This is a genomic window from Psychrobacter sp. CoH-33_TS_01 (assembly GCF_058189395.1).
On record NZ_JBVGQI010000004.1, the window covers coordinates 63,409 to 77,282 of the forward strand.

9 protein-coding genes are annotated in these 13,874 nt (G+C 45.5%); 2 read left to right on the top strand and 7 right to left on the bottom strand.

Features of this window, described 5'->3' with window-relative positions:
• Positions 1-5 precede the first annotated feature (5 nt).
• Positions 6-1,568: a DEAD/DEAH box helicase CsdA gene (gene csdA, locus ACZ2XM_RS08190; RefSeq protein WP_490589410.1), complete on the top strand. Its 1,563-nt coding sequence runs from the start codon at positions 6-8 to the stop codon at positions 1,566-1,568.
• Positions 1,569-1,716: 148 nt separating this feature from the next.
• Here the strand turns inward: csdA and ACZ2XM_RS08195 are convergent, their stop codons facing one another.
• The 6 genes from ACZ2XM_RS08195 to ACZ2XM_RS08220 all read right to left on the bottom strand — a co-directional run bounded on the left by ACZ2XM_RS08195 (position 1,717) and on the right by ACZ2XM_RS08220 (position 10,085).
• Positions 1,717-2,454, bottom strand: a complete 738-nt coding sequence (locus ACZ2XM_RS08195; RefSeq protein ID WP_490589409.1) for a hypothetical protein — start codon at positions 2,452-2,454, stop codon at positions 1,717-1,719.
• Between the two features lie 318 nt (positions 2,455-2,772).
• Positions 2,773-3,579, bottom strand: coding sequence for a dethiobiotin synthase (gene bioD, locus ACZ2XM_RS08200; protein ID WP_490589408.1), 807 nt, complete (start codon positions 3,577-3,579; stop codon positions 2,773-2,775).
• Positions 3,580-3,677: 98 nt separating this feature from the next.
• Positions 3,678-5,045 (bottom strand): adenosylmethionine--8-amino-7-oxononanoate transaminase, encoded by a 1,368-nt coding sequence (gene bioA, locus ACZ2XM_RS08205; RefSeq protein WP_490589464.1) that lies wholly within the window; start codon positions 5,043-5,045, stop codon positions 3,678-3,680.
• 371 nt (positions 5,046-5,416) lie between these two features.
• Positions 5,417-6,559, bottom strand: a complete 1,143-nt coding sequence (gene lldD / locus ACZ2XM_RS08210; protein WP_490589407.1) for an FMN-dependent L-lactate dehydrogenase LldD — start codon at positions 6,557-6,559, stop codon at positions 5,417-5,419.
• 50 nt (positions 6,560-6,609) lie between these two features.
• Entirely contained in the window at positions 6,610-8,331 is a 1,722-nt protein-coding gene (gene dld / locus ACZ2XM_RS08215; protein WP_490589463.1) for a D-lactate dehydrogenase, read from the bottom strand.
• 47 nt (positions 8,332-8,378) lie between these two features.
• Positions 8,379-10,085: an L-lactate permease gene (locus ACZ2XM_RS08220; protein WP_490589406.1), complete on the bottom strand. Its 1,707-nt coding sequence runs from the start codon at positions 10,083-10,085 to the stop codon at positions 8,379-8,381.
• 295 nt (positions 10,086-10,380) lie between these two features.
• On the opposite strand from ACZ2XM_RS08220, the gene ACZ2XM_RS08225 reads away from it, so the two are divergent.
• Positions 10,381-11,286 (top strand): LysR family transcriptional regulator, encoded by a 906-nt coding sequence (locus ACZ2XM_RS08225; RefSeq protein ID WP_490589405.1) that lies wholly within the window; start codon positions 10,381-10,383, stop codon positions 11,284-11,286.
• A gap of 148 nt (positions 11,287-11,434) precedes the next feature.
• Here the strand turns inward: ACZ2XM_RS08225 and ACZ2XM_RS08230 are convergent, their stop codons facing one another.
• On the bottom strand, positions 11,435-13,810 hold the full coding sequence (locus ACZ2XM_RS08230; protein WP_490589404.1) for a TonB-dependent receptor: 2,376 nt from the start codon (positions 13,808-13,810) through the stop codon (positions 11,435-11,437).
• Positions 13,811-13,874 lie beyond the last annotated feature (64 nt).

Consider the following 13,874-nt stretch of genomic DNA (forward strand, 5'->3'; position numbering starts at 1 on the left):
CTTACATGACAGATAATACTCTAAACACGCCAGTAATTACCGCAGACGACGACCTAAGCTTTGTAGATCTTCAGTTATCTCCTGAGCTACTAGACGCGCTTAGCCGCAGCGGCTACGACACCCCAACTCCTATCCAAGCACAAGCTATCCCATCAGCCCTAGCGGGTCGTGATTTGATGCTGTCAGCACAGACGGGTAGTGGTAAAACAGCAGCATTCGTACTGCCTGTTCTTGACAAAATCATCCGTGATAAAGCCAACAACAAAACCGTCCATACTGTGATCTTGACGCCAACACGTGAGCTTGCCAACCAGGTTAGCGATAGCGTTCGTCAATACAGCTCACAAACTCGCAATATCTTCAGTGTACCGCTAGTAGGCGGCGCGCCTTACGGTGGTCAGATTCGTGCCCTTAATAAAGGTGTACAAATCATCATCGCTACCCCTGGTCGTTTTATCGATCACATGAAATCTGAGCGTATCGACTTATCACAACTAGACATTCTAGTACTGGATGAAGCCGACCGTATGCTAGACATGGGTTTCGCTGATGATATCGAAATGATCATGAAAGCGGCTCCAAACACGCGTCAAACCATCATGTGTTCTGCTACTTGGGATGGCCCAGTCGGCAAAATCGCTGAAAGCTTCACTAAAAACCCAGAGCGTATCGCTATTAAAGTAGAATCGGCTCACATCGATGAGTCAGTTTACTACTGTGATGATTTCAATCACAAAAACAGATTGCTTGATAAATTGCTAACGCAAAAAGACGTCAACCAAGCCATCGTATTCGCAGCGACCAAACGCAGCTGTGAGACTTTGACTAAAAGCTTGATTGAGCAAGGTCATAAAGCCCGTTTCCTACATGGTGATCTGCCACAAGCCAAGCGTACTCGCATCATCAACGATGTAAAAGCCGGCAAAATTGATATCCTAGTAGCGACTGACGTGGCTGCCCGTGGTATCGACGTAAGTGGTATCACTCACGTATTCAACTATGACTTGCCACGCCAAACAGAAGACTACGTGCATCGTATCGGTCGTAGTGGTCGTGCTGGCCGTACTGGTATCGCTATCAACTTATGTAGCATCGATGACCGTCCACAAATGGATGCCATCAACCGCTATCTAAAGCGTACTATCTTGGTTGAAGAAGTAGAAGGCATGGAGCCTAAGAAAAACACCAAAGAGATGAAAGTTGGTGCAGCTCCTAAACGTGGTCGTGGCGGCAACCGTGGCCGTGGTGGTCAAGGTAATGGTCGTGGCGGCAATGGCGGCGGTGGCTACCGTGGTCGCAGTGCTAGCAATGACAGCAGCCGTGGCGATAGCACTGGCGAAAACCGTGGTGGCTACCGTGGTAAAGCCGCTGCAGGCGCAGGTGCTGGCCGTGGTCGTCCAGCGGGTGCTGGTGCCGGTCGTTCTGACAGCCGTGGCAATGGTGGCGGCGCAGGTCGTCCAGCCGGTGGCCGCCCAGCAGCAGCGGGTAAGCCAAGCGGTGGTCAACGTCGCAGCCCAGCCCGTGCTACTGATGGCAACCGTGCCCCACGTCGCAACAACAATGGCTAATTTAGCATTGCTAGTCTAATAGCGGCTGATGTCTATAACTAGATAAGGCCGTTATATAGATAATAAAAAAGACCAGATAGTTGTTATCTGGTCTTTTTTTGTGCCTGGATTTTATTAAACAGTTAGAACATCATTTAATAAATTAGGCTTAAGTCGTCCATTGATCATTCACAATAGCGACCAGATAATATTGTCCTTGATACTCTTCAAACACCAAGCGCAGTGAGCGCCAATCGATACCGCTGTATTGTTCGCTGCCTTCTGAATAGAACTCCACAAAGTCGGCATCGGGGTATTTTTCTTTCAGATTATTTAAGCTATTGCCACTGCCTTGAAATTGATCATAGCTGACACTTTCAGCTTTATTTAAATCGTCTGCTACCCAAGTGCTCAAATAATTGGGTAGGGTAGTGATATAGATATCGCCGGTGCCGTCCTTTTCACCCCAAGTAAATTTGACCCGAGACTCTTTTAGATATTGGGCAAACTGCTGACGGTTAAACACTTTATCGCTATCGGGTTGGACATAGGCATACATACTAAAGCGCACACCCTTCACGGGATGAATATGCGGGATAATGGCCTGATAATTTTTATTGAGTAGCGCCTGTTTGATATCCTGAGCTTGCTGGGCAATCTGCATTTGCTTGGTTTGTTCTAAGCGCTCTGCTGTAGCAGGTGGGCTAGTTTGGGTAATCTTGTCGGTAATACTGACCGCTGGCTCTCCTGTCACAGGGGGCATAGTATCACTACCAGAGGGGATAGAATTCTGGCAGGCCGTTAATACCAATGCTACCGCCATTGCTGCTGCTAAAGGAAGCTTGCTCCTCTTGGCTGACCTCTTGGTTACCAATGACACATGAGAGCCTATTGTAGAAATAGTCATAAGGGTAACTCCTGTTCTTCTTGTTATTATTACACTGCTGCTAGGGCGTGTCCTCAATTAACAACACTAGCGTGTAATGGACTAAAACTGGCTATATTTTCGTCACTCTGCGAAAATTGTCTAGACAATATGCTTATATTCTCTGCAAAATTTCCATGGACTGACAAAAATCTATCTCACTTTTAGCCTCATGATTCAATTGAGGGCACGCCCTAAACTGTAGCTAAATTATCTATCTGCTAACTAAGCTATCTTTATTCTTGCCATTTTTTAATCTTATCTGCCATTTCATATCATGCTATAAAGCCTACCTTGGTTCTAAGCTTCTTCTGCAATCACTTGACTCAAATAACGGTTAAAGGCACAGGCAACGGCGAGCGTATTGTCATCTTGCTGCTCAGGGAATAAGCTGTTGTCTAAGCTAGGTAAATCAATCCATTGGGTTTGTGGGTAATGCTGTGCCAGGTACTGTTGCAAGTAGGCCTTAGTGCTATCGACAATTTGCGGGTCTGTACCATTCTCAGTGGGATTTACGGTATCTTCAGCTTCGAGGTCTTGTGTAGTATCTTGGGCATTGCTCTGTGAGTCTTCTGGATGCCAATAGTTATAGATGACCGCATGCAGATGTAGCGAGCGATGCTTGAGGGCTTCAATACTAAGCAAGGTATGGTTAATACTGCCCAAACGTCCTGAGGTGACCAACACCACGGGGTATCGCTGGCGCGCGACATAATCAATCGTCAGTAAGTCATCGTTAATAGGCACCATCAGCCCGCCAGCGCCTTCGAGCAAAACCCATTCATATTGGCTCTGTAGCGCTTGCGTCGAGGCCAAAATAACTTCTGGGTCAATTGCGCGTTGCTCTAATGCCGATGATAGGTGCGGGGAGGCCGGTTTGCTAAAGACGTAAGGGCAAGTCGTGCCGTCTTTATCGACCTCGTATAAGGGCGTCGCCATGATTTGGCGATGGGTGAGAATATCATCAGCGATGTCTTCACAACCCGTCTGTACTATTTTTTGGGTAATGACCTGACAACCACGATCTTTAAAGGCCTTTGCCAGTAGTCCGGTAGCGTAAGTCTTGCCAATATCCGTATCAATGCCAGTGATAAATAGTACGCTCATAGTCGCCTTGCCGCCCTTATATAGAAGAAAATAACCATTATTATATAGCGCTACGATATAGGATAAGGCGGTGGCAACGCGTAGGATTTTAGTACTATTTAACTGTCAGATTGTATTTCAAGATATTGATTTAATACCAATTTCAATCTATAACACAAAGTTTCTAATTCATCATTGTTCATAACCAGTGGTGGCATCATATACAGCAGCTTGCCAAAGGGTCGTACCCAGATTTTGTGTGTCAATAATAACGGCTGAAAGGCGGCCATATCGATAGCGTCTTTAAGCTCAATCACGCCAATAGCGCCTAGACAACGTACATCTTGAACTGCTGTATTTGTAGCTAATTCAGTCAGTTGCACCTTTAATATCCGCTCAAATTCACGTGCGCGTGCCGCATAATCGTCAGCTATCAATAAGTCTAATGAGGCGCTAGCAACAGCGCAGGCTAGGGGATTGCCCATAAAAGTGGGCCCATGCATAAGTGCTGGGTAATCGCTTTCGGTGATGGTTTGTGCGACTTTACGGCTACAAATGGTCGCAGCAAAGGTCATATAACCGCCGGTTAAGGCTTTGCCCACAGTCATAATATCGGGGCATATATCTGCATGTTCGCAAGCAAAAAGTCGACCCGTACGGCCAAATCCGGTGGCGATCTCGTCAGCTATAAGCAATACCTGATAGTCGTCACAGAGCTTACGCACGATTTTTAGGTAGTCTGGGCTATAAAAACGCATGCCACCAGCGCCTTGGACGATAGGCTCGATGATAAAGGCCGCCATAGTATGCTGATTATCTGCAAAAAAGCGCTCTAAATTTTGAGCATTTTCAGGACGTAACGCTTGGTCATAGCCCAAAGGTGGCATATCGACAAATAGCTGAACAGGCAGCTGCTTACCGTAGATGCTGTGCATACCATTTTCCGGGTCACAGACGCTCATAGCGTGCCAAGTATCGCCGTAATAGCCCGAACGTGTGGTGGCTATTTGGTTCTTTTGCGGGCGCTGGCAGGCCAATTGGTACTGTAAAGCCATCTTTAAGGCTACTTCAACGGCGACGCTGCCGCTGTCTGCATAGAACACCGCCTCAAGCTTTTGGCTTCCTAAGGCTTTTGGGACAATATCGAGGAGCTTTTTGCCCAAATCTATAGCAGGCTGATGCGTGAGGCCACCAAACATGACATGGGCCATTTTGCCGAGTTGCTCAGTGATAGCCGTATTAAGGGCTGGGTGATTATAGCCATGAACGGCTGCCCACCAAGACGACATGCCATCTAATAGCTCGTCGCCATTTTTGGTATAAAGCGTAACGCCATCAGCGCGGTCGATGACTAAGTTGGGATATGATGGCGGCAATGCGGCATAAGGATGCCAAAGGTGCTGCTGATCAAAGTCGTCATAGTTAGTATTAATAGGATTAGCAGCAACAGCATCAGAGCTTAGAGCGACAGAATTATTTTTGGTCATATTGGCAGTGATGTCCGCAGTTATTTTTTCATCTGTAGATAAGGTATTCGAAGCGTAAGTCATAATAAGAATCCAAGGTTGTAGCAAGCTAATAAAATGCGTGAGTAAAAGTCTGTGGGTAAAATACCGCACAGTAAATACAAAGCCTATAGTTATAGAGTATATTAATGCGTAGATATCCTAGGGTATCATTTCTCCAAACCCAGTTGGTTTGTTTTCGCATAATGTATATTATGTTAAATAGGCTGTTAAAGGTGTAACGGTTATGGGTTTTAAATCGGCTCAACGGTCGCTTTTAATAATAGATTCTGAAAACTTGAAAAACCTTGCACACTCTTTAGCGATGAGCATGAAAGGTTTTTGCTGCAAATCTAATGACTCAATTTCGCCAAACAGTCTGAATTAATATCAGCGATGGTTTTGGCCCCTGTTAAGGTCATCGCAACACGCATTTCTTTATCCAACAAGTCTAACAAATTGCTGACCCCAGCACTGCCATCTGCCGCTAAAGCATAGACAAAGGCACGGCCCAACATACAAAGATCAGCGCCTAGAGCCAACATACGCACAATGTCTAAGCCATTGCGGATACCAGAATCAGCCAAAATTTTAATCTCGCCCTTTACCGCATCGGCTATAGGCGGTAGCGCCCGCGCACTAGATAACACTCCGTCTAGCTGACGTCCACCATGGTTGGACACGACTATGCCATCTGCCCCAAAACGCACTGCATCTTTGGCATCTTCTGGGTCCAAAATACCTTTGATGACCATCGGCCCATCCCAGTATTCCCGAATCCAATCCAAATCCTTCCAAGAAATAGAAGGATCAAAGTTATTACCTAGCCAGCCTATGTAATCTGCTAATCCGGTAGGTTTGCCTAGATAAGTAGAGATATTGCCCAGATCATGCGGACGGCCATTCAGTCCTACATCCCACGCCCATTGTGGATGCGTCATAGACTGTAAATAACGGCGCATAGTGGCATTTTTACCACTCATACCCGAGTGCGCATCACGGTAGCGTGCCCCAGGTACTGGCATATCTACCGTAAAGACTAAGGTCGAACACCCCGCCGCTTTAGCACGCTCCAAGGCATTTTGCATAAAGCCTCGGTCCTTTAATACATAGAGCTGAAACCACATTGGACGCTGAATTTTAGGCGCTACTTCTTCAATCGGACACACCGAAACCGTCGACATAGTAAACGGAATGCCTTTTTGATCCGCGGCCATAGCCGCCTGCACTTCCCCGCGGCGCGCATACATGCCCGTCAGACCCACGGGCGACAACGCTACCGGCATAGACAGGGTCTCATTAAACAGCTGTGTCTCTAAGCTCAGTTGTGACATATCATTCAGCACCCGTTGTCTAAGGGCAATTTGCGATAAATCCTCAACATTACGTTTTAAGGTGTATTCATCATAGGCACCACCATCTATATAGTGAAATAGAAATGGTGGCAGGCGGCGCTTAGCGGCAGCTCTGTAATCATTTGCCGATGAAATAATCATACGTTTGGCCTTTTTATTCTGTTAGTTATCTAGGTAATATTTTGACGCTATCACACGCAGCACGAGCAATTGCGTTTATTTTTTGGCATTTTACCAATGCCAGGATTAAAGGTATTAGTTGGGTCTAAGCTTTTATAAAAGTTTTGCAAATCAGGCTCCGCTTCATATAAGTGCCCGACATTATGTTCAGCAGGATATTTGGCGCCACGTTTATTCAACTGCTCCAGCATCATCTTTTTCACATACTGAGCATCACTGCCCTTTTTCAAAATATAGTCTTGATGAAACACATAACAAAAGAAGTGTCCGTAATACAGCTTCATTTCTAAATGCTGTGCAATGGCTTCAGGTAGGGTTTCGAGCCACTCTAACTCGTTACGTGGTATGGCAATATCGAGCGCTAGTATCTCGCCTACTTCTTTTTCATGGATGAGCTCATACCTTAATGCTGCACCAGCGGCTGCGAAACGATTTAAAAAGGCGCTTTCTGACTCTTGCTCACTACATATAAAATAGCTACCGGTTGTTGATGATGCAAAAAACGACTGCAAAAAATCTTCGGCTTCAGCTATCCCGTCATCACTCATTTTTATCATGAGGTGATGCTCGTACTGATCACGGTACGCCATCATGCGCTCAGGTAAATGCTTTGGGAATAAGTTAGCTATAAACTGCATGACTTTATCGGTGAAATGCTTGGGCAGCCACGACCACTTATGCAGTTTGGCATCAATAGCGCCTTTGATAGAAAACAATCTAGGCAAGGCGTCAGTGCCAAGATGCTTGATACTCAAAAAAGTGTCTTTACCGTATTTGGCCGACACATCAAAGATATCACGATGCATATACTCGCCAACTTCAGGAGTATTGTTGAAGCTTGATAATATCTGCCGTCTTAACTGCGCAAGCTCACTGACACTATTACTGCCTATATAAAACGTCTTCTCTTGTTTAGCCGTGGGATAAGTATCTAAGCGTACGGCAAAAATCGCCAGCTTGCCAGCACAGCCACTGGCTTCATACAGTCTGCGCTTATCAGCATTAAACCGGCTGGGCGTATTGGCATCAACGTCCTTTACTCTGGCGATATATTCTTTATCTGATGCCATCTTGCCATGGTCAGGCAGCTTACTCTTATCAAAATCCCCATTTTGCAATCTCGTCAGTATTTCTTCCGGGGTATCCCCTAGCCCTATATCTAGATGATTGACCAACACCAACTGACCTTGGGCGTTAATCTGCGCAAACAACGCCAACTCAGTGTAAGCAGGGCCTCTTTTTACTAAAGACCCTCCCGAGTTATTCGAAATCCCACCAATAATAGACGCCCCTAAAGTCGAGGAACCAATCACCGAATGCGGCGCTCTATTCACCGCCTTCAGCTGACTTTGTAGTTGGTGTAACGTCGCCCCAGCCAAGCTGATGACTTGCTCATTATCGTTTATCAAATACAATTGGTCTATTGCCAGCGTATTAATGACTACCACAGGTCTATCGTAGTCATTACCGCTTGGCGTTGAGCCTTCGGTTAGGCCTGTTTTTGCCGCTTGCATGATAATAATACAGTTACCCTCAACGCACACTTCTAGGCAACGCCAAATCTCCAGCAAAGTTTGCGGAAACAAAACCGCTAAAGCGCTACCGCCACCAGAGCGCCATCCCATTCTATAGTATTCGTTTTTCTCTGGATCAGCCTGGACATTGCGCGCGCCCAGTACGTCTGTAAGCTTATCCAAGACTTGATCAGGACTGAGTATCTCCTGAAAAGGCATGTTTGCTGAAGAGATACGACCCTCCTTATCTAGTGATGGTATGTCATTCATGATGTTAGAGGACCTTGGTAACTAAAAATATAAATGGCGGCCGTGACGATGATGCCACAGAACAACACATAATATAGAGTAGGCAAAATAGTACGCCGAAGCGTCGCGCCCTCCATACCAAGTAAACCCACCGTTGCAGAGGCAGCCACCACGTTATGTATGGCAATCATATTACCCGCTGCCGCACCAACGGCTTGAGACGCTATGATTAAAGAAGGTGAAATACGTAGGCTCATCGCTGCTTCATACTGAAATTGGCTAAACATCATATTAGAAACGGTATTAGAACCCGCGATAAAGGCTCCTAATGCACCAATCGTAGAACTAATTAACGGAAAAGCATTGCCAAAAGTACCCGCAAACAACTCAGCACTGGCAACTGGCATACTAGCCACATCGGATAAGTTAACCCCTGAATTGATAAAGATTCTGACCATTGGAATAGTAAAAACCAGTACAAAACCAGCCGCTAAGACCGTTTTAGTAGATTCTTTAAAGGCATTATTTAGTGCACTACCAGGTTGTTTAGTTTGCAGAGCAGCGGCAACCAAGGCGCTTATGACTAACAAGCCTCCAGGTAAGTACAGAGGACTAAAACTAGCGCTTATGTCGGCCTCCCCTAACACTGTCGTAAAATCTAACGTGGCACTGGTTAGGAAGGATTCAAATCCAGCGAATACTCTCGAGCACACCAGTAAAATCGCAACGAGCAAATAAGGGAACCACGCCATAACCGCAGACATCTTTTTACTGGTTAAATCAAGCGTCACATCTTCCTTACTGACCACCAGTTTACCCATCCATTCGCTTGGCCAGTTTTTCTGCGGCGCAAAATCCCACGTGGTTTTTGGGACTAAAAATCCTCTTTTGGCCGCGTTGACAACAATGGCGATACTAACTAAACCTCCGACCAGTGAAGGAAACTCAGGCCCCAAAAAGACCCCTGTTAAGGTATAGGGAATCGTAAAGGCCAGACCTGCAAATATAGCAAATGGCCAAATAGCGAAGCCTTCTTTCCAGCTTTTATTCTTACCAAAAAAGCGGGTGAGCATCATCACCATGAACAGCGGCATGAACGTACCAATGACCCCATGAATCATGGCAACTTGACTGGTTATAAGCTGCAAAAAGCTGTCCCACTGCAGCCCTTCTTGTGCTAATCGAGCGCTAATAGCTGCGGTGTCTAAGCCCTTACTTACCCCTATCACAATAGGCGTACCGACGGCACCAAAGGAGACCGGTGTGCTTTGTATCATCATGCCCATTAACACTGCACCCAACGCCGGAAAGCCTATCGCCACCAGTAAAGGGGCAGCAATAGCCGCAGGGGTACCAAAACCAGAGGCGCCTTCCAGAAAGGTGCCAAAGCACCAGGCAATAATAATGGCCTGCACCCGCCTATCTGGCGATACGTTGGTAAATCCAGCTCGAATGACGGCAATGGCACCCGTATGCTTTAAGGTATTCAATAGAAAAATAGCCCCAAAGACTATCCACAATACCGAAACCGTAATGACCAAACCTTGAATGATGGATGAGGACACTCTAGTGAGCGTCATATCCCATATGAAAATAGCCAGCGCTGCGGTAACAGCTAAAACTATCGGCATTGTTTTTTTGGCTGACCATTGCAGGCCTATCAAAAAAATACCACAGAGAACGATTGGCAGTAATGCCAGTAGACCATATATTGTTTGATTCAAAATCATATCCTTTTTTATCGTTTAATCTTCCTTGAACCCAGTCATCGCAGCCTTTATTTTGACGCCTAAATGATGACTAAGTTGTATTAAACATTCACAAACAGGGACTGCTAATTTATCCAAGCCGTGTTGCAGACACAGCCAAGCACGACTTGCGACAGTCTATGGCCCCATGTTCCAAAAGCCTTAAAATAGTCTACGCCTTGTTAATTAATTGATATATTGCATCAATGGACAATGTTATTTTCCTTTTTTGCTATAATCTAATCCGCATTACGCCCATTGGAGCACAAGTATGGTCAAAGCTGACGATATGGTTTTATTTGTCCAAGTTGTTGAGGAAGGGTCATTCTCTAAAGTCGCTGCAAAGCTATCATTAACCAATTCAGTAGTGAGCAAGCGCATTGCAAGACTAGAAGAGAACTTAAATACTCAGCTCATTTATAGAACCACTAGAAAGTTGAGCTTAACCGATGCCGGCAGGACGCTTTATGACAAAGCTAAAATTGCTAAACATGCCTTTCAAGAAGCTGAGGATGCAGTAACGGGTTATAGCGAGGATATGAAAGGCACCATACGAATAACCCTGCCTGTGGTCTCTGCAAACTTGATATTGAGCGAATCGATTGCTGAATTCTGTAAACAACACCCTGAAATATCGGTAGATTTACAAATTACCAATCGCTTGGTTGACTTGATAGAAGAAGGTTTTGATTTGGCAATAAGGACCGCTGAGCTTGAAGACTCATCGCTCATTGCAAGGCGTCTTATAGATAGCCGATGGGTGATATGTGCGACGCCAGATTATTTAAAGCAATATGGCACGCCTCAAACCCCTGAAGAATTAGACCATCATGAGTGTATAATCTATAAGTTTGATAATACTTCTAACAACATATGGCCAGTATGTATAGACGGCACAGAGCAATTAATGCCGGTCTATGGTCGGTTTCATAGCAATCATCTTAGTGCGATTAAACAAGCTACGCTCAGCGATTTAGGCATCGCTTTTTTGCCCCAAGCGCTGGTCCATGAGGAGATACAACAACATACACTTACGCAGATTTTGCAGCGGTTTACACGAAAGGAGCTCGGCATGTATGCAGTATATCCCAAGGCCAGGCAACCCGATCAAAAGTTAAAACTGCTTGTTGCCCATTTGCAAGACTCACTACATCAAAAACAGGCTTACTACTGCTAAGTAAAAAACCTGTTTTGATGGCTATAAAAAAACCCTCCACACTCCTTAACGATGAGCATGAAAGGTTTTTCTATGGGTTTTATTTTCTAGATGTTAACTGCTAGGTGATTATTACTTCAATCTTCAATTCAATAACCAACCGCTTGGCTTAATAATCGATAGTATAGCTCAAGCCGTAGTTCGTCCCCACAGCAGACAGACGGTTAAGATCACCATACGTGGTCTGATGATAAACCGACTGATAGTCTTTATTCAGCAAGTTATAAACCCCATAGTCCAAACGACCCACAGGCATTTTTACTTGGCCTAATAAATCTAAAGTCATATACCCTGTGAATGGCAACGCGCTAGAATTAGGATCTTTTTGCTGGTCTTTAAAAGCTTTATCATCCCCACCAATGGCTAATGCCTGCAAGCGCACATTACTACCACCATCGAAGTTATATTGCGCAAAAGCAGTCCCTTTTAGTGGCGTCAAACTTACCGCGTCCAGCTCTAGCCATTCACCATCTTTGTCGTATTGGCCGCGGGTATAAGCCACGCTACCGCCCACTTGCCATTGGTCATTCAGGTTTTGTACTAAAGAGCCTTCTGCGCCGTAGATGCGTTGGTCAGTATCCACGACTTCTACCGTGTAGCTGTCGGTAAAGCGCACTACCTTGTCTGAATCGTTATAAAATCCGCTTAATTTGGCTGCTGTATCGCCATGCTTGCCTTGCCAGCCAAACTCATAGTTATTCACGGCAATAGGCTGTACATTTTCTGAATTCACTACAAAACCTGCCCGCACATCACGCAGCGCACGCTGGACATCAGCCGTAGTAAATCCTTGAGAAAAATTAGCAAATAATTGATCGTTTGCGGTCACTTGGTAGCTAGTACCCAAGTTAAACAAAGTCTTATCGTGATCAGTACTGCCGGCTTCTACTAATCCCGCTTTATAATCAAAACGATAGGCATCGGCTACCGGTTTTATGCTCGGATTATTAAAGTACTCTTCTAGCATTTGCTCGGTAATCGGAACAAAACTATCAGTTTCCGCTTTTAGCTTCTGATAACGCACGCCGGCACTGGCATGCCATTTATCGGTCAAATCAATATCGGTATTGGCAAATACTCCCAGTTTATCGCTGGTCGTCACGGGGCCACCGTTATAATTAACACCATTGTTTTTGGCTATCAACCCATTGCTAGCTAGGAAGGTATTTAGGTCTTGACCGTAGTAAGTTTGCTCACTTTTTTCGCGCTCATAGTCTACGCCATAACTAAACAAGGCGTTTTTACCCGCCAGCTCGCTTTCGGTCTGCATAGCAGCTCGCAAGCCCATGACTTCAATATCTGCTTCTGACTGGGCCACGATGATTGCCCCGCCTAACAGCTTGCCCAAGGTGGTTGCATCCGTCAAACCATTCGCCACCCAAACTTCCGCAGCAGCATCGGCACCACTTTTACCAGAGGGGTAAAAACGGCCTTTTTCATCGCGATAGTAGCCGGTAACGCTTAGATTTGAGCCAGCAACATCATCATTGTTATAGTTTAAGTTGACAGTAGTCTTGGTAGTAAACGGCTGGTTTTCTATTTCAGCACCCGGTACTGCTTTTAATGACGGAGCCATAGCCTTAGGCTTCAGCAAGACTTGTAGATTTTTACCATAATCGGGTCCGAAGTCTGTGTCCTGCTGATCATCATAATAAGTGACGGCTAAATCAACACGTTGACTGTCGGTTAATTGCGTCCCTACACTGGCATTAATGCTAAGAGCTTCAGTATCTTGTTGATCAGTTTGGTTGACATCAGGGCTAATACGCTGATCAGAACTATCAAACTTACCTCCTTTGCTATCATAGTCTACGTCTAAGCGACCATAGGACTTCTCGCCGCCATAGCCCAAAGTTTGTCCTACATGATAACCCAATGACTCTGAATCAAAATTACGACTGCTACTGACCCCTACTCTGCTTTGTCTAATAGGATCATAGCCTACCAACGACTTAGTGACCAAGTTGATCAGCCCGCCTGCAGCACCTGCACCATAAATACTGGTAGCCCCTGAAAGCACCTCTACCCGCTCTAACTGCTCAGGATCAATACTATTGAGCTCTCTTGACAGACTACGTGAACCACTTAAAGGCACGCCATTGAGCAAAAACTGCACCGGACGACCATGTATGGTGGTGCCATAATTACTGGTAGAGCCACTACTTGCGCCCAAACTTGGGATAAGCTGGGCCAACATATCGCCCACTGTACGATTGCCAGTCGCCTGCATCTTGAGCTCTTCTTCAGTGATGACTTGCGTGACCGCTGGCATCTCACTAATCTTCTGTGCCAGTGCGGTACCGGTTCTGGCGTTTGCAGTAATGGTAATGGTATCTAAAGTAGCATGAGGCGTATCTGTAGCGACTGAGTTAGTCGTGGTCGCTTCAGTGGCAATATCGACAGCAGAGTCATTGGTTTGCGCATACAACTGCTGACTGATACAGAGGGTTAAAACGGACAGAGCAACTTGATGATGACTTTTCATATTTAGTTCGCTTAGTTAGAGGGTCAAATAGTGGCAATGGCTATGTTTAGCTAATACTACTGTA